This is a genomic window from Bacillus sp. AY18-3, from assembly GCF_008042305.1.
Taxonomy (GTDB): Bacteria; Bacillota; Bacilli; order Bacillales; family Bacillaceae_G; genus Bacillus_A; species Bacillus_A wiedmannii.
This window is the reverse complement of record NZ_QKQR01000032.1, coordinates 20,679-45,078: the sequence shown is the minus strand read 5'-3', so window position 1 is coordinate 45,078 and position 24,400 is coordinate 20,679. Positions and strand designations below refer to the sequence as shown.

At 34.0% G+C, this 24,400-nt stretch carries 23 protein-coding genes and 3 pseudogenes; 7 read left to right on the top strand and 19 right to left on the bottom strand.

The features are described 5' to 3' along the window. Positions 1-47 precede the first annotated feature (47 nt). On the bottom strand, positions 48-884 hold the full coding sequence (locus tag DM800_RS24715) for an alpha/beta fold hydrolase (RefSeq protein WP_147787824.1): 837 nt from the start codon (positions 882-884) through the stop codon (positions 48-50). 501 nt (positions 885-1,385) lie between these two features. Here DM800_RS24715 and ycaC point away from each other — a divergent pair. From ycaC to DM800_RS24695, 4 genes are all read left to right on the top strand, one after another. After that, entirely contained in the window at positions 1,386-2,030 is a 645-nt protein-coding gene (ycaC, locus tag DM800_RS24710) for an isochorismate family cysteine hydrolase YcaC (RefSeq protein ID WP_000131218.1), read from the top strand. Positions 2,031-2,225: 195 nt separating this feature from the next. After that, positions 2,226-2,870 (top strand): hydrolase, encoded by a 645-nt coding sequence (locus DM800_RS24705; protein ID WP_000067162.1) that lies wholly within the window; start codon positions 2,226-2,228, stop codon positions 2,868-2,870. Then, positions 2,867-3,460, top strand: a complete 594-nt coding sequence (locus DM800_RS24700) for an antibiotic biosynthesis monooxygenase (RefSeq protein WP_147787823.1) — start codon at positions 2,867-2,869, stop codon at positions 3,458-3,460. Before DM800_RS24705 ends, DM800_RS24700 begins: the two co-directional genes overlap by 4 nt. A 13-nt stretch (positions 3,461-3,473) precedes the next feature. Next, positions 3,474-5,309 carry an amidohydrolase gene (locus tag DM800_RS24695; protein ID WP_147787822.1) on the top strand — a complete coding sequence of 612 codons (1,836 nt, stop codon included), beginning with the start codon at positions 3,474-3,476 and terminating at the stop codon, positions 5,307-5,309. 179 nt (positions 5,310-5,488) lie between these two features. Here DM800_RS24695 and DM800_RS24690 read toward each other — a convergent pair. From DM800_RS24690 to DM800_RS24660, 7 genes and pseudogenes are all read right to left on the bottom strand, one after another. Next, a pseudogene (locus tag DM800_RS24690) lies at positions 5,489-5,572 on the bottom strand (DDE-type integrase/transposase/recombinase); the annotation flags it as partial. A gap of 55 nt (positions 5,573-5,627) precedes the next feature. Further along, positions 5,628-6,506: a LysR family transcriptional regulator gene (locus DM800_RS24685; RefSeq protein ID WP_147787821.1), complete on the bottom strand. Its 879-nt coding sequence runs from the start codon at positions 6,504-6,506 to the stop codon at positions 5,628-5,630. A gap of 218 nt (positions 6,507-6,724) precedes the next feature. Continuing rightward, positions 6,725-7,087: pseudogene (locus DM800_RS24680) on the bottom strand (MarR family winged helix-turn-helix transcriptional regulator). A gap of 476 nt (positions 7,088-7,563) precedes the next feature. Continuing rightward, on the bottom strand, positions 7,564-8,514 hold the full coding sequence (locus tag DM800_RS24675; RefSeq protein WP_147787820.1) for a magnesium transporter CorA family protein: 951 nt from the start codon (positions 8,512-8,514) through the stop codon (positions 7,564-7,566). A gap of 295 nt (positions 8,515-8,809) precedes the next feature. Beyond that, the gene (locus tag DM800_RS24670) at positions 8,810-9,835 is read right to left on the bottom strand and encodes a ParM/StbA family protein (RefSeq protein WP_147787819.1); all 1,026 of its coding nucleotides are present in this window, start codon (positions 9,833-9,835) and stop codon (positions 8,810-8,812) included. A 35-nt stretch (positions 9,836-9,870) separates the two neighbouring features. Beyond that, a complete protein-coding gene (locus DM800_RS24665; RefSeq protein WP_061671948.1) occupies positions 9,871-10,272 on the bottom strand; it encodes a hypothetical protein in 402 nt (133 codons plus the stop codon). 85 nt (positions 10,273-10,357) lie between these two features. Further along, on the bottom strand, positions 10,358-10,744 hold the full coding sequence (locus DM800_RS24660; RefSeq protein WP_088063907.1) for a YflT domain-containing protein: 387 nt from the start codon (positions 10,742-10,744) through the stop codon (positions 10,358-10,360). 119 nt (positions 10,745-10,863) lie between these two features. Between DM800_RS24660 and DM800_RS29750 the strand changes: the two are divergent. Next, a pseudogene (locus tag DM800_RS29750) lies at positions 10,864-11,015 on the top strand (acyl dehydratase). Between the two features lie 116 nt (positions 11,016-11,131). Here DM800_RS29750 and DM800_RS24650 read toward each other — a convergent pair. Further along, the gene (locus DM800_RS24650; RefSeq protein WP_106382932.1) at positions 11,132-12,670 is read right to left on the bottom strand and encodes an alpha/beta hydrolase; all 1,539 of its coding nucleotides are present in this window, start codon (positions 12,668-12,670) and stop codon (positions 11,132-11,134) included. Between the two features lie 574 nt (positions 12,671-13,244). On the opposite strand from DM800_RS24650, the gene DM800_RS24645 reads away from it, so the two are divergent. Then, complete coding sequence (locus DM800_RS24645; RefSeq protein WP_147787818.1) at positions 13,245-13,610, top strand: YxeA family protein; 366 nt, start codon at positions 13,245-13,247, stop codon at positions 13,608-13,610. 102 nt (positions 13,611-13,712) lie between these two features. On the opposite strand, the gene DM800_RS24640 is transcribed toward DM800_RS24645, so the two are convergent. The 7 genes from DM800_RS24640 to DM800_RS24610 all read right to left on the bottom strand — a co-directional run bounded on the left by DM800_RS24640 (position 13,713) and on the right by DM800_RS24610 (position 22,332). Continuing rightward, positions 13,713-14,423 carry an alpha/beta hydrolase gene (locus DM800_RS24640; RefSeq protein WP_147787817.1) on the bottom strand — a complete coding sequence of 237 codons (711 nt, stop codon included), beginning with the start codon at positions 14,421-14,423 and terminating at the stop codon, positions 13,713-13,715. A 103-nt stretch (positions 14,424-14,526) separates the two neighbouring features. Beyond that, complete coding sequence (locus DM800_RS24635; RefSeq protein ID WP_147787816.1) at positions 14,527-14,982, bottom strand: TspO/MBR family protein; 456 nt, start codon at positions 14,980-14,982, stop codon at positions 14,527-14,529. Positions 14,983-15,093: 111 nt separating this feature from the next. Then, positions 15,094-16,524 (bottom strand): cryptochrome/photolyase family protein, encoded by a 1,431-nt coding sequence (locus DM800_RS24630; RefSeq protein ID WP_147787815.1) that lies wholly within the window; start codon positions 16,522-16,524, stop codon positions 15,094-15,096. 85 nt (positions 16,525-16,609) lie between these two features. Beyond that, on the bottom strand, positions 16,610-17,122 hold the full coding sequence (locus DM800_RS24625; protein WP_147787814.1) for a carbonic anhydrase: 513 nt from the start codon (positions 17,120-17,122) through the stop codon (positions 16,610-16,612). A gap of 79 nt (positions 17,123-17,201) precedes the next feature. Next, positions 17,202-19,826, bottom strand: coding sequence for a DUF2309 domain-containing protein (locus DM800_RS24620; RefSeq protein WP_147787813.1), 2,625 nt, complete (start codon positions 19,824-19,826; stop codon positions 17,202-17,204). Next, positions 19,826-21,349 (bottom strand): NADH dehydrogenase subunit 5, encoded by a 1,524-nt coding sequence (locus DM800_RS24615; RefSeq protein ID WP_147787812.1) that lies wholly within the window; start codon positions 21,347-21,349, stop codon positions 19,826-19,828. The genes DM800_RS24620 and DM800_RS24615 overlap by 1 nt, the downstream gene beginning before the upstream one ends. A gap of 620 nt (positions 21,350-21,969) precedes the next feature. Then, the gene (locus DM800_RS24610) at positions 21,970-22,332 is read right to left on the bottom strand and encodes a Na-translocating system protein MpsC family protein (protein WP_001968557.1); all 363 of its coding nucleotides are present in this window, start codon (positions 22,330-22,332) and stop codon (positions 21,970-21,972) included. A 392-nt stretch (positions 22,333-22,724) separates the two neighbouring features. Here DM800_RS24610 and DM800_RS24605 point away from each other — a divergent pair, with 392 nt between their 5' ends. Beyond that, positions 22,725-23,000 (top strand): hypothetical protein, encoded by a 276-nt coding sequence (locus DM800_RS24605; protein ID WP_001087713.1) that lies wholly within the window; start codon positions 22,725-22,727, stop codon positions 22,998-23,000. Between the two features lie 41 nt (positions 23,001-23,041). Here the strand turns inward: DM800_RS24605 and DM800_RS24600 are convergent, their stop codons facing one another. The 3 genes from DM800_RS24600 to DM800_RS24590 all read right to left on the bottom strand — a co-directional run bounded on the left by DM800_RS24600 (position 23,042) and on the right by DM800_RS24590 (position 24,189). Beyond that, positions 23,042-23,275 carry a YuzF family protein gene (locus tag DM800_RS24600; protein ID WP_000120818.1) on the bottom strand — a complete coding sequence of 78 codons (234 nt, stop codon included), beginning with the start codon at positions 23,273-23,275 and terminating at the stop codon, positions 23,042-23,044. Positions 23,276-23,513: 238 nt separating this feature from the next. Continuing rightward, positions 23,514-23,747, bottom strand: a complete 234-nt coding sequence (locus tag DM800_RS24595) for a hypothetical protein (RefSeq protein ID WP_000340034.1) — start codon at positions 23,745-23,747, stop codon at positions 23,514-23,516. Positions 23,748-24,042: 295 nt separating this feature from the next. Beyond that, a complete protein-coding gene (locus DM800_RS24590) occupies positions 24,043-24,189 on the bottom strand; it encodes a BC1881 family protein (RefSeq protein ID WP_000738548.1) in 147 nt (48 codons plus the stop codon). Positions 24,190-24,400: the final 211 nt, after the last annotated feature.

Genomic DNA, 24,400 nt, shown 5'->3' with positions numbered 1-24,400 from the left:
TGATAGAATTGCAACTGGTTTATAATGTAACAATTATATAGTTGTAATCAGCCCTTTAAAAATGATAGGAGTGCTTCATTAAATTCTTTGGCATGCGTTGCATTTAGCCCATGTGGACCACCCTTTATTAATACTACTTTAGAATTAGGAATTGCTTCATGTGTTAATTTCCCACTATATTCAAATGGTACAGTTGCATCTGAATCACCATGAATAACAAGGGTAGGTATATTAACCTTGGCTAAATCGCCTCTGAAGTCTGTTTTGCTGAAAGCAGCGATACAATCTAGTGTCCCTTTAGGTGATGCACCCGCAGCGATATCCCTATTGTAAAGTCGAAATGGTTCACTAACTAAGTCAGTTCGATCTCCAGCAGCAAAAAATCCTTTCGTAAACTCATCAAGGAATGCTAGGCGATCACTTTTTACTCCATTTTCAAATCCTTGAATTGCTACATCATCTAATACACCCTCAGGATGATCAGCTGACTTATAAAGAAATGGTGGTACAGCTCCTGCAAATACAGCCTTCTCTACTCTATTGGTTCCATATTTTCCAATATACCGGGCTACCTCGCCTCCACCCATAGAAAAACCAACAAGTGTGACATTTTGAAGCTCTAACTGTTCTAATAGTTGATGTAAATCAGAAGTAAAGGTATCATATTCATACCCTTCCCACGGCTGAGATGATTTTCCAAAACCTCGACGATCATATGTTATAACTCTGTATCCAGCCTCAACAAGAGCGGGAACTTGGTATTCCCAAGATCGACCACTTAGCGGCCAACCATGAATGAGTACAACTGGTTTTCCTATACCATGATCCTCATAATATATCTCAATTGGTGCTTGATTTTCGGTTCCTACAGTAATTTTTGCCATTCTCCTACCTCCTTTAATATATATCCTTCTCTTCAATAATCCGAATGAATCTCATAACCTATTTATGCACATTTATATTGTGAACTCTATGCATGAAACTCTACTGTTCCGATGAATTTCTGTTTATGGACAATTCCCCATCTCCTACCTTTTTCATCACGAATTATTTACTGAAAATTCCTCCTATTCAATTCTAATAACAAAAATAGGTAACTATCAATATCGTTCTATCTATAGAATGTATAGGTAAAACCAATCAATTTTATGGTGAAAATAACTATAGTTACCATCTATCCGAATTATAGATAATTTAGAATTGATTAATGAATCGGTTTTCAAATACTATAAATTTGTATAGCGCTTCATATTCTGTGAATGCTGTTATAACTAATATTATCGTTCAGCTTAGTTACAAACTAATCGTAACAAACGAAGAAAATCATGATAATATTTGACTATTTAAACTTTCTTCGATTACTTAATTTTTAGGAGGAATACATAATGACTGATCTCTATTCTCGTATTAACAAAGATGATGCTGTCGTGCTTTTAGTAGATCATCAAACTGGTCTTATGTCCGGACTAGTACGTGACTATGGTGTTGATGAATTTAAGAACAATGTTTTAGCTCTTGCTCACACTGCTAAGTTTTTTGATTTACCAGTTATTTTAACAACTAGCTTTGAAAACGGACCTAATGGACCTTTAATGCAAGAATTGGTTGATCTCTTTCCTCACGCACAAAAAATAGCTCGACCTGGACAAATTAACGCATGGGATAATGATGATTTTGTAAAAGCAATCGAAGAAACTGGAAAAAAACAACTTATCATCGCGGGCGTAGTTACGGACGTTTGTGTTGCTTTCCCGGCACTTTCTGCTATAAAAGCTGGATATGAAGTATTTGCTGTTACTGATGCTTCAGGAACTTTCAGCAAACAAGTTGCAGATGCTGCCAATACGCGTATGGCACATAATGGCGTACAACTTATGAACTGGTTTAGCGTAGCTTGCGAATTACAACGCGATTGGCGAAACGATGTTGAAGGTTTTGGCAATTTACTTGCTAGTAATCTTCCCGGCTATCAAAATATAATTGGAAGCTATTTAGGAGCTCAACGAGACCTTAGTAAACAAAATGCATAAATGTATTTCAAAGAAATAGCTTTAAATCACTTTCAAAAAAATGGATAGTATAAATTTAGTGCTGATTAAGTCAGCACTCTCTTTTAAATTAAAAAGTATAGTAAAGCTTTTATTTTTACGATTACAGCTTATATTGACAGAAAATACATTACTTTCTAAATTTAATCTTAAATAATAAAAAAGGAGCGTTTTATTATGAGTAATTTAGAATTATTAAATCCGGAGAACAGCGCTTTAATCTTGATTGATTTTCAGCCTCAAATGACTTTTGGAGTTGCAAGTATTGATAGACAAACATTGATTAATAACGTTATGCTACTTGCTAAATCAGCAAAAACTTTTAACGTACCTACTATTCTTACTACAGTTGAGACACGCAGCTTTTCTGGTTATTTTTGGCCGCAAATTCTTGACATATTCCCAAACCATGAAATTATAGAACGCAGTTCAATGAACTCTTGGGAAGATCCAAAATTTGTTGAAGCAGTTAAAGCAACAGGTAGAAAGAAATTAATATTTGCAGCACTTTGGACTGAAGTTTGCCTTGCATTCCCTGTGCTTGAAGCAATTAAAGCTGGCTATGAGGTGTATGCAGTTGATGATGCTTCAGGTGGTACTAGTTTGACAGCACATAACGCTGCTATGCGTCGTGTAGAACAAGCTGGTGCAATTCCAGTAACAGCAATTCAAGTTTTACTTGAATATCAACGTGACTGGGCACACAAAGACACTTATGATGCGGTAATGGAGATTGTAAAAGAACACACTGGTGCTTATGGTCAAGGCGTAGAATACGCATATACTATGGTGCATGGTGCGCTTCCAAGCAGGAAAATATGAAACAAGAAGGAGTAGCTGTCGAGGAGACTTATACAGAGAACACGATGGATGCTGCTAATCCAGTAACAACGATTGTTACATGGAAAATTCAACAAGGTAAAGAAAAACAGTTTGAAACATGGAGACATGAAATCGAAGCTGCCGCTACTAAATTCCCAGGGCATTTAGGTGTAAATCTAATAGTCCCTAATAATGCATCCAGAGAGTATACTGTTATTTTTCGCTTTGATACGTATGAGCATCTACGTGCTTGGCAAGAATCAGATGTTCGCCGAGATTTGTTAAAAACGGCAGAACAATTTCAAGTTACTAATCCGAGTTACAAAACTGAAAGCAGTTTGGCCTATTGGTTTGTTACTCCGAAAACGCCAGTTCCACCGCCAAAATGGAAAATGTCTATCGTTACCCTTCTGGGTGTATGGCCTCTTAGCATGTTAGTTCCTAAATTGATAGGACCTATTATAAAACATATGAATCCTATTATGTCCGCTTTTTTCGTTTCTGTATGTATAGTGTCCTTGCTATCATGGGTAGTTATGCCGGTTTTCGGTAAATTATTTCATCCATGGTTACAAAATAATAGGAAGTAGACGAGGTGTGAATATGAATTTACCGGATATGATCTTATATAACGGAAAAATTACTACCCTTGATCCCTCTCAACCTGAGGTGTCTGCTATCGCCATAACTGATGGTTTAATAACTGCAGTAGGTGGAGATGAGCTTCTTAATAGTGCCACAGAAAAAACAAAAAAAATAGACCTTAAAAGAAAGAGAGCTATTCCGGGCCTGAATGACTCTCATATACACGTTATTCGTGGCGGTCTTCATTATAATATGGAATTACGATGGGAAGGTGTGCCTTCACTTGCCATTGCTCTCGAAATGCTCAAAGAACAGGCAAGGCGTACACCTGCTCCTCAGTGGGTAAGAGTAGTTGGAGGTTGGTCTGAATTTCAATTTAAAGAGAGACGGTTGCCAACTTTGGAAGAGATTAATGCTGTTTCTGAAGACACACCTGTCTTTGTGCTACATCTTTACGATAGAGCACTTGTAAATCGTGCTGGGCTGCGTGCACTGGGATACACAAAAGATACCCCAGACCCTCCAGGCTGCTTAATTGAGCGGGATAAACGAGGTAATCCAACGGGCCTTTTAATTGCAAATCCTAACGCTTCTATTCTTTATTCAAGTCTGGGTAAAGCTCCAATACTTAATTTTGACGACCAGATTAATTCAACTCGCCATTTTATGCGCGAATTAAATAGATTAGGTATTACAAGTGCCATTGACGCAGGTGGTGGTTTCCAAAATTACCCTGATGACTACAAAGTTGTTGAACATTTAGCCGAGAAAGAACAATTAACTTTGCGCATTGCTTATAATCTATTTACGCAAAATCCTAATCATGAATATGAAGACTTTGCTTCATGGGCAAAAATTGTTTCTCCCGGTCAAGGAACTGATAAGTATAAAATGAATGGTGCCGGAGAAATGTTAGTATTCTCGGCAGCTGATTTTGAAAAATTTCAAATGCCACGGCCTGAACTAGCTACGATGATGGAAGCTGACTTAAAGAAAGTAATTTCTTTATTGGTGGAAAACCGTTGGCCATTCCGTTTACATGCAACTTATGACGAGTCAATCACACGTTTCTTAAATGTATTTGAGGAAGTCAACAAAGAAATTCCTTTTAATGGTCTACGATGGTGGTTTGACCATGCAGAAACAATCTCAGATCGTAGTATGGAACGTGTTAAGGCTTTAAATGGCGGTATTGCCATCCAAGACCGCATGGCTTTTCAAGGTGAATACTTTGTTGATTTATACGGAAAGGAAGCTGCAAAGCGTACTCCTCCAATTTATCGTATGTTAGACCTAGGTATACCTGTTGGCGCTGGTAGTGATGCAACTAGGGTTTCCAGCTATAACCCTTGGGTCGCTCTTTACTGGATGGTTGCCGGAAAAACCATTGGTGGTCTTTCGATATACGATGAAAAAAATAAACTTGATAGAAAAATAGCCCTGGAATTATATTCAAAAGGAAGTGCGTGGTTCTCTGGTGATGAAGGTAAAAAGGGAACCCTTACAGTAGGTCAGTTTGCTGATATTGCTGTATTGTCTGCTGACTACTTTACTGTGCCAGAAGAAGAAATCAAAGACCTTGAATCATTACTCACCATTATGGGTGGGCAGGTTGTTTATGGAAATGATGAATTTAAAAATTTATCACCTGAATTGCCGCCAGCATCACCTGATTGGTCACCGACGGGAGTTTATGGTTATGGTGGTGCTAACCTAGCCCACACTATACTTTCTCACGATGCCCATGATCACAAGTTACATAGTTGCAGTAACCCTCTCCATCAACACACTCATACTGTAATAGGAAAAGATGGAACTAAGTGGGGTATTGGTTGTACTTGTTTTGCTTTCTAAGTCAAACCCACCGGTATAATGCCGGTGGGTTTCTTTCTACAATAAGGATATGTAGATTTGAAGTAGCATTGTATATCCCTAATTGAATCTATTACTATGCGAGAAGACCGAAGAGTTGATAGATTAACTTGACTTGTTTTTTACAGCCTTCTCTCCAGGCAAAGTCTGTCCTTTTCCCTTAAGTAAAAATCAATGGGATTCCCATTTGAATCGATCACACCACACATATAAAGCCACTGCCCTTTGACTTTAATATAGGTTTCACCTCAAGACTTATAGATTTTTTCAAATTTTACACTAGAATCATTATTATTTCTATTATACTGATACTTTTTCAGGATCATGTAACTTTTGCATAAAGATACGTGCTGCAAAACTTAAAAATTTATCATCAAAGTGAATAAGATTAATATCTTGACTTGGTGTCGGATCAATAATACGAACTATACTCAAATTATCATTATTAACAAAGTCAACTAGTGAAAGAGGTATTATGGCAACGCCATGTCCATTATATACAAGGCTCAATAGAGAAATAGAAGATTTTGTTTCTATATTTGCTTCAGATAAAGATAACCCTAAACTCTCACAATATATCTTAATAGATTCACGACAACTACATGAAGCCATTATTCTACTCAGCCCTGCTAATTCTCGAAAAGAAACAAATGATTTTTCATTCAAAGGATGATTTTTGGGGATGACAAGGACGAGCTCTTCGCTATACAAAAGGGTGCTTGTTAATGTGTCTGGAATTTGAGCACTACGTGTGATCCCTAAATCAATATTTTTGTCAACGATTTGATTTACAGCAACTTCGGATTCTATAATTTTTACTATAATGTTGGGATAATGTTGTTGAAACTTCATAATATAAGGTGTTAAATAAGTGAGGTCCTCTAATAAACCTCCTATAGTAATCACACCTCTTTTTACACCCTTTAATTCAAAAATTTCATTATAAACGTCATCAAATTGTTGCATGATAAATTTTCCTTTATCAAATAGCAGCTTACCCGCTTCTGTCATTTTGATACCTCTTCCAACTCGATGAAACAAGGGTGTATCAAGTTCACCTTCTAACACACGTATTTGCTGACTTAAAGTCGGCTGTGAAATACCTAGAACTTCCGCAGCTTTAGTAAAACTATTATTATTACAAACTTGAATAAAATACTCTAAATGACGTAATTCCATTCTTGATACCCACTCTCCGCTTTATGAAAGATTTATAATGAAAAGGACAATATGTATACGTTAACATAACAACTTTATTACCTACTACACTAATTGCAATTACATAATTTTTTTATTTTGTATTACAACAAATTTACTACTATTTATTAATTTTTCCTCCTATTTATTTAATTTATATTTAATTAGGATATTACTAAACAGAAATAACCTCTAAAAACTTACAATTTCCGTGTGTAACATCCTAACTTTTTCAACTCTTTAATTATCATTTCTTCTCCATATAGTCCAAACTATCAAATATTTGCCGAATCCCCTCTTTATGCTGTGGAAAAATAGTATCCATCAATTCAATACCTTCTGAAGTAATTGACGTATACGTGATACTACTACTTGCAAATAATATTTTGTCTCCAATTTTTTATAGGCTGATCGCCTTTACTGTATAGTAGCTCAAGCACTGCAAATTCAGTTGGATTAAGTCTATAACTTTTTATATCCTCTTCAATACGCTTAGTGATTGACTGTACTGCCCTTGATAATATAACAAATAACTTTAAAGATAAGCTCTCATCGTTACTCACGTTCCTAATTACCAATCCTTTACAAGTTATCTTGAATTCGAGATTTATTATATTATCGTCAAAATATTATGTCAATAATTCGTTTTAGCTTTATCAAGCCACTTATAATTTATTTCTCAACATAAGACATATAGAATTAGAAGAAAACAATTGTTACTATATAAGTATCTCAATTGCGTTATTTCTTTTAAAGAGAGCTTGTTTTCTAACGCAAGTTCTCTTTTGTCATATTCTAAATTGAATCCGGACAAATTTCAGATGATGTGTCTGCCCATTTATATAATATAGTTTTTAAACAAAGATTAGAGCCCTCCTTCGTGTAGGAGAGCTCTAATCTTTCATATAAATATTCACCATTTTTATCATTGCGGGGACATCAAAATTTTAACTTGATGGGGATATGGCACTACCCCCATTAATAAATATTACTAACCATATATCTAGGTTAATATCTATCATATTTTTTATAAACAGGATTAATTAGATTTAAAAAAAGATTTCTTTTTCTTTACTCGTAATAAATCACCTGTCCATCCTTTGACTCGCATATACAAATACATCCCCCCTGTTGTGAAAATGATAAATAAGAGAGCGATTAAATAGCTATATTTCCATTCCAGTTCAGGCATGTATTTAAAATTCATCCCCCACAATGCTCCTAAGGCCGTCAAAGGCGTACTTACAGCAGTTAATACAGTAAGAGCTTTCATAATTTCATTCCCACGATGAGAAGAAACAACTTCTTGTAAATGAATCATCGTGTCTAATTCTTCTTGGTACTCTTTAACAAGTTGTAATCCACGCTCTAATTTTACGTGTGTTTGTTTATAACAAAGGGTGTTTGTTAGGTTTTCTAACCAAGCTTCCTCCAAGCCTTGCAACACTTCTTGTATTAAGCGAAACACATGTGTGTTCATAAATAATTCATGACGAATATGATAAATTCTTTCTAAAACTGCTATGTTATTATGATGATAAAAATCCCATAACACATTTCTGAAATTATTTTCAAAATAGTCAACCTTTCGTAAATAGTGAGATATAAATATTGATAAGATAGCACATAATCCTTCAGTGGAACTATTACATTTTTTTATACCCATAGGGAAATTATGTATTAATTTTTGGAAATCCTCTTCCTCTTTTTCCTGGACCGTTATCAGTATTCCATGAGCTACGAAATAATGAAGAAATTTTTGAATTTTGGCGTCCTTTTTATCTTGATCATATAAAAACGAACCATATACACAAGTTTGACTTGGTGATAACGTATAAACATATAATCCATTTTCACAAGGAGAACTTATTTTTTTTACAAATTGAGAGAAATAAGATGTTACATCACGAGGGATTATAGAAGAAAGTTTTTCAAGTTCACTAGTTTTCACATGATACCAATCCCATTTCGGCATTTTTATGCATTCCATATTATTCTTCCTTTCTGAATAGTTTTATGTTTCATCGAATAATATCCGTAATATGAAATTTATATGTAGGTATTCATGTCTTGGAGGAAAAGTTTTTAGATCCTCTAAATTACAAACTAAATGGCATAGGAGGTCTTCTTCTGTTACAAGGAAGACCTCCTATATATTAGTTATTTTCATTCTAAATTTTAAACTTTTCCTCTATACAAGCACTTTGTATCTTTTCTTATTTATATGTGGAAAAGAAGCCACATAATTTGGCACGTCTATTCAACGAACTCCATTTCGGTCGTGATTATAATTTGGATTCATATGCAGATTGATTGGTGATGTCATCAAATACTTGACTTCCAATCATATAGTATCCATGAAGTGCTGCCTCTTTCGAAGCGTCTACCATACGGAAAGAAGAAATTTCACCTTGCATTTTTTCAATTCGTTTTTTGTGGATGTCTACTATTCCTCCTGTCCAAATAATAGTGTCATACTGGTCTAACTTAAATTGTTCTTGTAATACACGCATAACGTCTTGGAAGTGTGTATCCAACTCTTCTTGAATCAAAGTATTAACCTGACTTGTCTGATGATTTTCTTCTCGACCTCCATATCCTTTTTCTAATATTTTTGGCATGTCGTTAATATGCAAGTCATCACTTTCCCCTGCATGATTCTGCAGGATATTCTTAATATTTTTCAAAGGCTTGCTACATCCTAGTTCCGTCTCATAATGATTTAAAATGACATTCTGTTTCATATCTGTCATTTCTAATGTACGAAATCCACCATCAATAATTAAGATACGATCTTGTTCCTGAATGATTCCCTCTTTTAAGAAATAGGCATGTAAAGCAACCGGTTGCTGAAGAATCAAAACATTTTCCACCGTAATATTAATAAATTTCCCATCAATTTGCACGGAAGTTTCTTTTTTTAGTGCACGTTGTAATTGCTCATGCTGACTACCAAAATAAGTAACGGGAAGCCCGGTCACAACTAAAGGTAACACGACATTTTCTTTATAATCCTTTGCAATGCAACCAAATATTTGTTGTTTAAACTGTTCGCTTTCATAATAATTTTCTATTTCTTCTTCAAATGGAGGAAGAAATGAAGCGTCAGATTGATGTGCTTCATTTCCCATGTAGTATGCAAAGTCTAAGTCTATAAAACTTACCTTTGTTAAATCTTCACTTTCAGCATGATTAGGTACAGGGGCTAGTGTGGAAGCTTCACTCTTAATCGTCACCTCAGAATCTACATCCTGTCGATATGCCCGCTTAGTAAAACCAATTCCTACATCAATTGCATACAGAGATTTCATACTTTTTTCCTCACTTTCTCTTTTTAGAATTAAATCTAAGCACTCTCTTCTTTCCCTTCTTTCATATATTTCTTTTCATTTTTCGTTTTTTCTCCGTCTATGTCCTTACTATTTTGATTTATTTCGTTATCCTTTTCATCTTTTTTCTTTTTGTTATTTTCGTTTTCTGTTAAATCTTTAATAGTAGAAATGACAACCGGTGTGGCTGTAAGCAGTTGTGGTAATGTTTGTTTTGCAACATTAGCTGCAGTTACAGAGAATTGTTTACTTGTCTCAGTTACCTTCTCTAATGTTTCCTTTATGTTTCCTTCTTGTAGTTTGTCTTTTACGCTTTTTCCTTTTGTTTGTATAGCTTTCCGATTTTCTTTTTTTAATAGGGAGACCATGACTCCGGTCGTAATCCCAATCACAGCATATTTAAATATTGTATGTTTCATTTTTCTCACCCTTCTCTACTTTTATTTTCTTCCATACTACAACCTAAAATAATTAACTTACCTATTTATCAGATGTTGCAATCTATTAGAGAGAATGATAGTTTTGCGGCTGTCTATCACTCGCCGTTGGTGTTTCAGCTGTTACTAGAAGTAAAATTCTCCCTTGATCTAATTTTTCTTCATATAAATTAGCTTCCTCCTTCGACAACCCCATTTCCTCCATTTGATTTCGGAGTTCGTCCCCTTTTTTGGAGAAAAAGTTGATAATACTTGTACCCAATCCTTGTTCTTTTACTCCAATCGTATTTGTGTTTGTATCATCCGCAATCTTTTTTGTTAGATGTGTTTCATGTGTTAAAACGTAAATGTCATCTTGGCGAATCCCTTGCAATTCTAGCTCTTTTACTTTCATAACTACTTCCTGTTCATTTTCATATTCATGAACCACCGGTTTTCTTTCATTCTTATGCATTGTATTTTTCCTCCCTTAGATTTTTTATTTTCTTATTTAGTTGTTATGTAATATGTAATACACCTATTTTAAAGATGTTAAACCTAAATTTTCAAAAAACTTCACACAATAGGTTATTAATGTTTTTAAATATCAAAGAAATGTCACGAGCACTTTGCTTTGATAACAGGGTTACAAATAACGCTTTGTTTGGAAGACAAGTCCATTATTTTATAGAAAATTTCTATTTAAAAAAGTTACAAAAGGAGTACAAGATATTTTTTTTCGTTAATTAAATCAAAGGAAAATAAAAAAACACTCTTTTTAAAAGAGTGCTAAAAAACATATAACCTAATAATGTTTCTAGTTTGATTACAGGAAGAAAGTCTTTATTAAAACATATAGTTGCTAATTTAATTGCGATCTTCCTTGCACCCAAGCAGCAATATCATTTATAACATACTCAGGAATATTAGCAGGACTATAATATTCATCCGGTTTACTTATTTCTCCATCCCCTTCTGTAAAGAAATGATTTAACTTTGGATATAGCTGATAATCAACGTTATCTCGTTCTTTTAATTGTTCTTTCCAAAGAGGAATTTCGATTTTTGATTGAACTTGATAGTCTCTTTCCCCTTGAATAATAAGAAGCGGTGTCTTTTGTTCTTTTGACATTTCTGCTGCTTTAATTTTCCGAATAGAATCCCAAAATACTGCTGATCCTAAGTAAAAATCTTTTGAAGGATTCTGACCAGAGAAATTTGGATCCTTTAATAATTCAAATTGCGATTTGTAGAATTTATATTGCTCCTGGTTCATTGCTCCAATAGAAAAAAGATACTCAAATTGATCTAAAACAACGTCTTGAATCGTACGAGCTGGCCCACCCATTACAATTGCCCCAGCAATATTTTGATTTTGGTCTTTTTCAATCATTTTCGGAAGCATCATTCCACCTTGACTATGACCAAGAATATATATTTGATTCTTATTTATTAGAGGCTCATTTTTAAGAAATTGAGTTACAAGAAGAGCATCATCTGTTGTCTCTTTATCAACTGTATAGAAGGGACTGAATTGTGTTTTCAACCCATGTTCATACGTTCGTTTATTATAGCGAAGGACAGCAATTCCCTTCGATGCAAGACCTTCAGCTAAATCGCGAAATGGTTTTAAAGCAAACGCTGTTTCATCCTGATCAGTTGCTCCTGATCCTTGAACAAGAATAACCGCTGGAAAAGGACCATTTCCTTTTGGAACCGACAATGTTCCTGGTAATGGAAATGCACCACTTCCAACTACTACTTCTTTATCAACAAATGATTCAGGCTTACTATATGATGGACGCTCAGCAACAGGACTAAACGACATGCTTAGTTGAAAATCGTCTATTTTTCCAGATGGATCTAGTTTAATTAGTAAAGGTACAGTCATTTTTTCAAAAACTAATTGAATCTCCACATTTGTATGAACAGGATTTGTCTCTTTTTGTGTAACCTCTCCAATTTCTATAAAAGAACCTGCTTGTAATTGAACTGGAAGTCCCTCCCAATAGCTCTTCAACCATTCTTCGGATATTATTTTCTGTAATGACCTTGAGGTTAAATCAAATGCAGATTTATAATCTTCACTATTCATATGGCGAATAAATGAAAGAGTAGTAGATATAATAGGATTTTCATCATCACTATTGTCTATTTTTTTTATATTTGTGTTTACTTCCTTTAATTTTGAAATAAATTGGTGGTTAAATGGATTATTATATGTATTAGGATATAAATTTGTTTTCAAAATTTCCGTATTCCGTCCCTTATACAAATTTGAAGAGCTCTTAAAATTTTCAGGTGAAATTACTTCCTCCGCATATGAGACTGAGGGAATTGCTATTGTAAAAATTGCACTGATAAGTAATAACTTATTACTTATTCTTCTTTTCTTACCCATACTTATTGATTCTCCCTTCAAAATTTAAAATTTCTAATACAATATGCCAACTATAAGGAAAATAAAAATTACCAAAGAGATTAATAATCTATTTTACAATCCCCCCTCTCAAGTTAAAAATCTATCATTAACAAACTTCAATAAAAAACGCCTTCCCCCTCTTTTTTTATTGTTGGATTTTCCAATGACCTAGAAGTACAGCACGAAATTACATGTAACCGACCCATGAGATTCTCTGTTTCAAAAGAAAAAAGCCCCCCACTAGATGCTTTCTTTAATTGTTCTCACTATAATTTATTTAGATAATTCTCTTATTACTGTACGATACATTTATTCTAGTTCCTAACTCTCACTTATTTCTTAATTCACTCATACCAATATAAAACCAAATAACCTACCATCAAAAAATAAAGAAAACAGGGGATTTGGCTATTCATTCTGTAAGCTTAATACGCAAGTTAATCTTTTTCACACGGTTAAACTTTATTAAGAAAACCTTAAGGAATTTCCCTCTATATTTATAAGAATTTTTTTCTATACTGAATCCTGTAAATGAACAAGAGGAGAAATGATCATGAAGAAATTTGTACTTTGCATACTAGGAATAGGCCTACCTATATACTTACTACCTTTCATATTACGGGGGGATTTGGATAGATTTAATCCGATTGCTGAAGAAAAAAATGTATACGCCATTGCGAAAGGATATGGTGTTCCCGATTATCATCATAAAGGACGAGCTATGTACGCCCTAAAAGGTGTTGATGAATCAAAGAATGAGAAAGAATATACAGTAGGAACTAGCACCCCTAATGATTTTATAAAAAAAACTTACTTGAAAATTCATGTAAAAGGAAAGTATGTGTATTCTTACGACGTTATTTCTGAAAAAGATATTCCGGAGAAAATAAGGAAGCAATTAGAGGTAGAAGTTAAATAAAAGAGCCTACTCTTATGAGCTGGCTCTTAATTCCCTCTCCAACCTACCATTAAGATATTTTGAGGAAGGAGAATTCTTTCGATCACTTTATTACATTCATTATCATTGTTTTAACAACCATTCTTCAATTACTTTCACTGTTTCATCTTGTTGTGCTTTTGGCGTAATTAAGCTCGCATTATCACCTTTTTGCTCACCGTACATGCCAAAATGAGCATGATTTCCGCCCTTTATCATGTGCATAGTTGTATTCTTTGACATGAACTTTTTATTGTTCTCTATTTTTTCTACTGTTGCTAAAGCATCTACTTCCCCATAAATTGATAACATCGGAATCGATTTCGTAGAGAAGTCATCTGCAGGATACGAACCTAAGAAAATGATCCCGTCTATCTTGTCTTCATGTTGAAAAGCATACTTAGAAATCATAGCTCCCCCCATTGAATGCCCCGCAACATACCACTTCTGAACTTCAGGATACTGTTCTATTACACTGTCTACTGCATTGATTCCAAATATCGCTAAATTTAATGGCAACTTAGGCAACACTACAAAATGTCCATCTTTTGCGAGAGCTTCCCCTAAGTAACTATAAGCCTCAGCTTCTACTTTAGCTCCTTGATAAAAAATAACCCCTATTTTACCATCTTTCTCTCCAAAAACTATATTCTCTTCATCTTTTTTATCCTCTACTAACGATAAAGCCTCTTTCGTCGGTTTATAAGTAAACTGAGACCAAACAAAAAAACTAATACTTCCTATAAGTAAAATACCTAGTAAAGAGTACAGCGTAATTTTTATCCATTTCTTCACAAAGATGACCTCCCTAAGATGTATATATTCTATATTTTAGATTTTCATTAGTAAACATAAAAACTCGAGCATTTTTATTATGCTCAAGTTTTCATTTACTTCTTTAATTTATACTATAAATGGTCCAAGATAAATATGTAGCAAATGCAGACCATAAAAAATATGGAATTAGCAACCATGTCGATACTTTAGATAATTTGGAAGAAACCACTATGAGAAGTAACGTAGTAATAGCGACTAGTAAACAATCTACTGTTGCTAAAAATAAATTTTTTTGACTGAATTGAAAGTAGCTGAACGCTTGATTGCACATGTAATTTAAAAGGAATACAAACCAAAATGTTTTTGGCTTACGACCATATTTTTTGTAAATAATTGTAATCGACAATGCAATAAGTCCATATAATACAGCCCAAACTATTCCAATTGTCATACCAGAAGGTGTCCAAGACGGCTTTTCTAGTGCATCGTACCACATACGATCAATAGGAAAGAAAATACTAGAAACATAAAACAAACCATATGTTAGTAAAAATACTATGATACTAGATTTTTTCATAAACATTCTCCTTTTTACTAGAAGATTATAGAAACTTTATATGATTAGTATGTCCTCGTAATGGATAAATTTCTAATATTTAAATTTCAAATACATATTGTTTAATCTATTTTATACGAACTCTTTCATACTTTTATATGCAAAAAGTGCTCTCTCACGTGCTGCCTTATGATCAACAATTGGTAAAGGATATGTATGACCAAGCTTTATATTGGCCTTTTGTAAAATATGCTCAGGTGCATCCCAAGGTTTATGTATATATTTATTAGGCATATCTCTTAATTCTGGTACCCATCTTCTTATATACTCTCCATTTTTATCAAACTTTTCTCCTTGTGTGATGGGATTAAAAATACGAAAGTACGGTGATGCATCTGCCCCACTTCCAGCAACCCATTGCCATCCCATTGTATTATTTGCAATATCAGCATCTAGTAGTGTATCCATAAACCATTTTGCTCCTTCTTGCCACGGAATTAACAAATGCTTTACAAGAAAAGAGGCTACAGCCATTCTTGCTCGATTATGCATAAAACCTGTTTGCCATAGTTCCCGCATTCCCGCATCAATAAACGGATAACCAGTTTCACCCTTCTGCCATACTGTTAATAACTCCTCTTCATTATTCCATGGAAAATGTTCAAAGCTCTTATTAAGAGGTTTATATACTGTAAATGGATAATGATATAGCAAATAATAAGAAAACTCTCGCCAAATCAATTGACGGATAAAACTATTCACTTGTTTTTCAAAAAGACTACATTGTCTTTCGGTACTTTTATTGATTAAGTAATGATACATCCACCTCACTGATATTTGGCCAAATGAAAGATATGGTGCCAACATCGAATGAGCATTTTGATTTGGAAAGTCTCTTCCTTCACTATAAGAGGCTAATTTGCTAGAGAAAAATTTCTTACATGCTTTGTATGCCCCTTCTTCTGTAGGCTCCCATATTGATTCAATATGAGATGTCCACCGTATAGTCGGCAGCAAATGTAATTCTGAAACAGATAAGCTTGCTGGTAAAGAGTTTCCTCCCTTTATACGCTGCACTTTACTAATAGGCTTAGGTATTTCCTGCTTTTGAAATGCATTGTAAAAAGGCGTAAACACCTTATATTCAGTGTTATCTTTCTTTTTAATAATCCACGGTTCTAATAATAAATGCGAATTAAATTCCTTACAGATAATACCTTTACCTTCTAACATTATTTTCATTTTTTGATTAGATTGTAATCTGTCCGGATCATAACAAATATTCCAATATACAGCCGTTATACCTAATTGTTCTATGAGAGAAAGTATTTCTTCCAGTGTATTTCCTTTGCGAATTATTAAAGTAGATCCCAATGCCTCAAGTTGCTTTTGGACATCTATTATAGCATGGTGTAACCACCACTTTGATGCACTTCCTATTGAAAAAGTTTCATCTTGTACATATACCGGAAGAACCTCACCAGACTGAACAGCCTCAAATAGAGCTGGGTTATCATATAAACGAAAATCTTTTTGAAACATAACAATAATTTTTTTTTGCATAACTATCCCTTCTAATTCTTAAAACATATTAAATTTTATTATATAACAGTAATTTATACATAAGAATTTATTTGTCTTTAATAGATTAATTAACTTTTTCAACTATTTTATTAGTAGCAATTTTAACAACCGTTTCTTTTTCACCTGTTCTATCAATCATGAAACCATGAACTTTAATATCAGAAGGTACTAACGGATGATGACGAATCATATCTATACTCTTCTCAATATTTTCACTAACATTTTCTTGTCCACTTAGCCATGCATTCAGGCTACCACTTGAAAATTCAGGCATGCAATTTTTAAAGAGATAGTCTATTTCTCTGTTATTTTTTATGGAATCACGTTGAATTTGTAGATTAACTATATCAGTTTCTTTATCCTCTATTCCGACAACAATAATTTCTTCAACTTTTTCTTGATAAATAGCAATAATAATAGATCTCATTATATCTCCATAAGGATGTACAATTACAGAATCATAGCTGTGTATAGTCAACATGCTTTCTCGTTGAATGTTAGTTACTTGTTGGATAATAGGCTCTATTCCGTGTTCAATGTCTGTTAATAATAATACTTTTTTATTCTTTGAATTCATATGGAGCACTCCTTCTTCATTATTGTATTTATGGAACTTTTAAACTAGTAACGATAGTTGATTATTCATTACATAATTGTTACCAGTTTTTCCATTGTCCTTCTGGATCAACACTCGCCAGTCTAACCCATCCATTTTGAACTTTTTCTCGAAATGTGAGATCGGCATTTAGCAAACGCTCTATATATTCAATAGGTGCTTGAATTACAATTAGTAAACGAAGTGGTGAATGATACGTCTCACTATCTGACTGCATAACCGATTGCCAAGGTAAGCCTGGCAACAGGTCACTTGCATTTCCTTGCATAACACCGAGACCTGCCGTTACGGTTTGGGTTGTTTTGTTTCCACTACCATAATAATGAGGAGCTACAGTTGAAGCGTAATATTGTAAATTTATCCACTGAGCTACTGTTCCTGGCCCTGCAATGATGCTAGCTAATATATCGCCACTTTCATCCTGTTTCCAATCATAATTATGAAGGAAAGCCCTACCTTCTAAGTCACAATCCTGAGTTAATTCTCGTTGTCCGATAATAAAAGATGCATTACGGGCTAATCCCCATTCCGGACGTATTTCACTCCAATCTTCTGCAAATCGATGTGCCTCTTTACTCGGATTTTTTATTTTCGTTTTAAAATTAGGTAATTGTGTTAAACGCTCTCTATTTGCATGTTGGCTCACATTTGGCATAACCGACTCAATACGATCAAGTGCTTCTTGCGCAGTTTCCGAAAGTTCTGGGACGTAAATCCATTCCAATTCATCCACTGTTGTTTTATGTTCAGCTGCTGCAAAAATGGTGTCCTCCGGAATTTTAATGCCTTCAGCAGACAAAGCCTCTCTGACTTCTGGAAGATTACATAAAGTAGCAAAAACTCTTGCATTGAATCCCCCTGCTGCTCCGCCACAAGCACCACACTCAAGCGCTGCAGCATAAGGGTTGTTCGTACTTTGACTACTATGTCCGCACATTACAACTAGAGGCGCGAATTTTTCTGTTAATCCCACCATTTTTAAAGCTTGACGCACATAGTTCACTTTTTCTTCTTTAGTAAAACCGATAGGCATCTCACATTTTGTATCATGAACATGATTAAGTGAGAATGTCGTATCAGGTTTTCGTAACATTGTTTTGCGAAGGTTACGAATGAAACTACCTACTCTTCTTGGCACAAAACTTCTTGTCATCATTTGTAGACCAAGTAAAGGACCACTTATCTCAGGTAGTAACATACTTGTAAGTACATTTTGTTTCATCATTTTAAACGTATAACTTACTGAGCTGTCTATCTTCTTACGTTGTTGATAAGATTTATATTCATTTTCATCCGTGAGCTCTTTTATTTGATGTTTCGGTTTTAATATAACTGGCAAAGAAGGATGACTGTCATTACTACCTAGTTCACTAGTCGCAATTGGTAACCCAAAGAAACCAGCTATTCCAACCGTTTCGAACGGACCTAATTTTTCTAGGTGGCGACGAAACGGTTCTGAACGTACATCAATACAAAATGCTAATTGAGCTAATACACGTTTTTTATCATTAGTTGCACGTTGCTTAGAAACAATCTTTTCCCTTAATTGCTCTGCATGCGTCTGTTCCCAAGCTTCTAGCCAAAGTTTCCTGCGAATATTTTCATCAAAACGATATGCAAATGCTAATAATTCGCTTTGTTCAGCTGCAGACATTTGTGACCATTCCAGGGTTGAAATATTCCCCCAATAGATCCAAGAAGCTATAAGTGGGACAATCGCAACTTTCTTCTCAGCCTTTTGATTTTTTGTAGGTAAATAAGGTTTGACAATGGCCAGCTCCATAGAAATTCGAACTGCTAAATATTCAATCATAAGTTCCTGTTCCTGAATTGATTGTTGGGAACGCCATAGTATCATTCCTGCCCACCCAGGCAAAGCAAGCAAGTGCCCTTCAAGGTAAGCTTGCTTGTTAGATTCAGAAATTCCTAATTCAGATAAAGCTCTTGTTAAAGCTACCTCGGCATCCTCTGGCCAATCTTTTAAAATGCTACGCTCATTTTTACTGAGCGCTGGATCAAATTTAATAAGGTGATGCCATGCACGATACAAACCTTTCTCTCGATTTGGCATCGTCCAACTTGATCCGGAGTCATCCAAATATAATTTACACCATTTAATGATATGATAATTAAGAATATCAGATAGGTTTTCACCCTTTTGATTCTCTATAAGTGAACTTACAGGTTGCATAGGAGAGTCTTTCATACTTCCTGTATTTATATAACTCATTTCTTCTGCCAGTTTATTTAATTGTGGCGATGATAATAGGCTAGAAGGTAATTTCTCTAATTTTAAAGTTGCTTGGCAAAACTGCTCCGCTTTCTTTCGCGGGATATGAAAAGATTGTGAATCAAGCCAATGAGACAAGCCATTTTGTAAAAATGATTCTTCAATCTCTCCTTTTGCCTTTGCCGAATGAATCATAGCAGCACTAGGATATATATCCACATTACGAATTTCTTTTAACCAATCTGCAACTTGTTCAAATGATTGTTTTTCAAGTCCCATCCAAGGGTGATGAGCTGCAAATGTAGCGATCGGCCAAAGTGGTGCAATCACTCGGCTAGCAGATTCAACTAACTCATTCATATTATTTTCTTGTACTTCAATGTTTGTATCTTTCTTTTTTAAAGTTTCTTTCGTTACGATTGACGGTATGCTCATCACTGATTACCTCCCTTTGATACATAATGTTTAAGATAGCTCGGATGACTTTCTACTGACTTTTGTCTCGCCTCCCCTACTCGAACGAACCAAAGATACATTACAGCAAATATAGTAGAGGATTGATTATGAGTAACGAGAGTACTAATAACACTACCAAATAATAAGAGACATATAACAAAAATAACGGCTGAAACTGAAGGTTGAACATTTGGATACATGTCAGTATGCAACCATTTATAAAGAGAATTATGAACGGTAAAGTAAATGAGAGAAAATCCAACTAAAATAAATACGCCAACAATTCTTCCCTCTCCAAAAACAACAAGTTGTTTCCATGAAAAGTATAATGACCACCCTAAGATGAACGCACTAACTAATTCATACCCTTCTCCAGAAGTCGTAAACCAAAAAGCAATCGCTATAAATAATCCGAAAACACGTCCGACCATAATCCATAAATCAGATATCTTTTCATTAGACTGCTTCACTGCCCCAAAACGTTGTACGGAAGAACCAGCTTGTAAAAACAATGTAGCTTTAAACAAACCATGTAAAATTAAATGAATAACAGCCGCCAAATAAGCTCCTAATGCGCATTGAATAAGCATAAACCCCATTTGTGCAATAGTTGACCCCACTAGCTGACGTTTATAATCAACCTGAACTAGGCTAATTCCTGTTCCGATTAAGACAGAAATACTAGAGAAAATTAGTAAAATGATTTGTGCCATATCATCATGAAAAAGAGGTAAAAATCTAGTTAACATGATACCGCCAGCATTTACTAACCCCGCATGCATAACAGCAGAAACAGGAGTTGGAGCAACAGCTGACTCAATTAACCATCTTTGAAAAGGCCATTGTGCTGCTGGAATCATCACAGCTACTATAATCAATAAGTTAATTCCTGTTTTCTCCAACGTTCCAAATTGAGCTACATTTTCATTCGTTAAAACTAATGTTAACTGCCACTGTCCAGTAACTTGAAAAAGCCAAATGATAGCTGCTAGCAAAGCAATCCAGCTTATTGTAAATAAATAACTAGAAATTTTTGTTGCTTCACTAACCACTTTCCACCCTTTATTTAGCCCTATGAGTAGAACCAATCCTATAAGAGTTGCTCCCCAACACATAATCATGAAACGAAGATCATCACTTAACCATGCAACCGAAGATATACCTGTAGTAAATGTAAAAAGTGCAAAGTATTTTCGATATGAGCGATCTCCCAGTAAGTAACGTATAGAAAAACGCTGAATGACTAAACCAATTGTAAGAACAAAGAAAGCCATGAACCAAGCTAAAGTATCTAAATGCCAAGGCCCCACAACTCTATCTCCATTGTGATTAACAAGTGCGAGTAAAGAAAACAATGAAGGCAAAGCAGCGATACCAATATGGATATGAACAAAACGTAAAGGCATCCTTGCATGTAAAAACAATAATCCACTTAGCCAAGAAGCGCTAAGCGCCATAAAAAATAATGTTAACAGTGTTGATGAACTCAGCGAAATTAACATGTACAATACTCCCTTCCAAACGAAAATAACCTATAAAAATTCCTTTTAAGTAAGATAGTTTTTTAATTTCAATTTTCATTCACTCTTTTCAGTACATCGTTTTTTCCCATAAAAAAAACCGACAACTTCCATAATTCAATGATTTTATATCATCATTGAATTATGGAGATTGTCGGTTTCACTTCAACTAACTTCAATAAAGTTTTTTGAAGAGCTCCCATTGTATAGAGGATAATAATGTATGTATTAATCCTGTTAAAAAGAAAAGTATATTTCTGATCTCCTAGATTATGCAATCAAATATATCAATTTATGTTATACGCTATCTTTTCATTAAGAAACTTTTTCATTTAGTCAATATTACATATTAAAAAAATGCTAAAGCCTTAATTATAGCAAACTGTTAAAATGAGCATCTATCAATTTTTTAAAACAATTATAAGATAAACCATATTAAGCAGTTTGTCAATTTCTTTATCAGTTTTTTAAGAGTTATTTGAATTACGATTTATTATACCTAAATAACTTCAAGTTTTTTAATTATTAGCATGTTAATAAAGTTAAATAAAGTGCAAAACTTGTAGGTTTCTTAATCCTTCCACTAACCTTAAGTTTTATTTTTAAAATTTTTCCTCAAGATTATGAAGCAATTTAAAAATCATTACTCGTTCGCCTGTACGGGAGCTTATATCCGTATGAAAGCTTTTCACTTTCTCTCCAGTTAATTCTAGTATAATCTCTTTCAAATCATCAATTCCAGATTCAACTAGCTCCGAACGGTTTTTCTTTATCGTTAGCATGCCATCTTTTGTTTCGCAAACAGTATATTCAGCCGGGGTTAAAATACCTTGTAAATTTACGATAATCATATCCCGTAATATATCTGTCTTAACGGATATAGAACCGCGTCCTAAGTAGTCCTTTTCCCAATGAGTAATTGCTTTGCTTATCTCTGATTCAATAGAGCCTTTTGAGCTTTTCATCTATGTATCCTCCTTCAATAAAATAAATTTACAATAACAATATAATAATCTGGATTGATTTTATTTTCAATTATTGAGAAGAATTTATTGGGATTGTTGTAAGGTATCCTTTCATATCATAGTGATTTTTTATATTACAATATAGATTTTTTGATCATTCCCAACAAGTTACTCTTACTATAAAGGCTCTGTTGCATAGATTTCTAAAAAGGTCATTGTGGGGGGAGTTGTATTTTCTTAGCTTGATAGCGATGGGGCAGGACCCCTGTACGTTAAGAGATTAGGTTGTATATTTGAGGAGATGTACGAAACAGGTGTGAATTTAAGGTAATCTAATATTTTCCATTCAAATATGATAGAATAGAAGTATATCCAAAACGGAGGAATAACAAATGAACTCAAACACAAAACAGTTTATTTATGATATCCAGCAACGAAAGAACAATTATATAGAAAATGCTTTAATAGCAATACAACACCCTAAAAAAGAGCAATCTGAACAGGTCATTCAAAATATAGTAGAGAAGATGGATATGATGATTAGTCTAGTTACTACGTACATGAGGATTGAATCTGGATCTACGAAAGAATTAAAAGAACTTCAGAAAGAAATTATCCATGCTCAAGCATATATCCAAAAACGAAAATTTGAAGAAACACAGAGATAAAACCCTGTGTTTTTATTTGATGCTCTATGACGCTAATTTGATTATTGTTTTGGCATAATCCATACAATTTGTTGAATGCGTACAATATATGGCACTGTATCTTCAATGAGCAAATGATCGGGTTTCACATCCTTTAATTTACCTCTTATATTTCCTCTTACAGTTTCAATAACCACATGTTTACCAATTACTGATTGTAATGTCTGATATACATAGGGATTAGGCACACTTACCATATTTTGTTTACTAAAGTCATTTCCCTCCAAATAACTCATTCTATAAGACTCCTTTCTAACTCGCATTCTTTCTCCTAATATATGATGTAAATCTTATAAATATGCTAGAAGGATAATTCATTATATGAACGGAAATAACATTTTAATAAGATACGGTTTCTATTTCTACATTGCTAAAAAATTATTTATATAAAGTTACTTTTACTAGTTAATAGGTGATGATATAGGGATATTTTGAATGTACATCTAGGTTGTTCCTTTTAGGATATGTATCATTTTAAATACGCCCTTTATTAGAATAGTACTCATACTTTTTTTGAGATTCTTTCGTAATACGTGCGTTAAGTAAAATTGCTAACAATAAAAATACTCCATATTTTCCCCCTGTAGCTCCTATGATAATCACACTACTACAAACAAGTACAATTAATAGGATAAACGAAACTAAATAAATACGATCATAATTCTTTGACATCTTCTCGTATTTTATGCGTTCTTTCCTTGCATCCATCTAAATTCCTCCTTTAAATAATCCATTTCACTCTCAAATAAATCTAGCCCTTAAAAAGGAAACAATCTATCGTTTTAAATAATTAGTTTGTTTTTTATCAACTAATTTATATAACGTAAAAAGAAATCCTACCAATATTAAGCTCTCCACCATGATAATCCCGACCCTCTCCTTCCTTTTAATCCCAACAAATCAGATAAAAGTTATGTATATCCCATATTAACTGCAACAAGCAAAAAGGATCCCCCTTCTCTTAAAGGCCGATCCTTTTCTCCTTGTATGCAACTATTTTTACCTATTCTTGATTAATTAGAATAATAGCTGGTCCATCTACACGAATTCCACCAACTTCGATTTTTTCATAAGACTCAACTGTAATAGAGATGATCCCTTCTCGCTTCTTTAATTCATTACTTAATTCTTTTGTTAACATTTTTTTCATGTGTGTACTCCTTCTTACTGCTTAATTTACTATTGGTATGTAAATAAAATTTAAATTGGTTTCCTGGTCTGGAAACCAATTTTTTGTAGTTGACCATATGGTGTTACCAGTTCGTTTATCAATTTTACGTAAAGAAGATAAACAATTGCTATTCACCGTCTCAGTAGATATAAGGCACTCTTACAGATAGTGGTGAGATTGATTGTTTTTT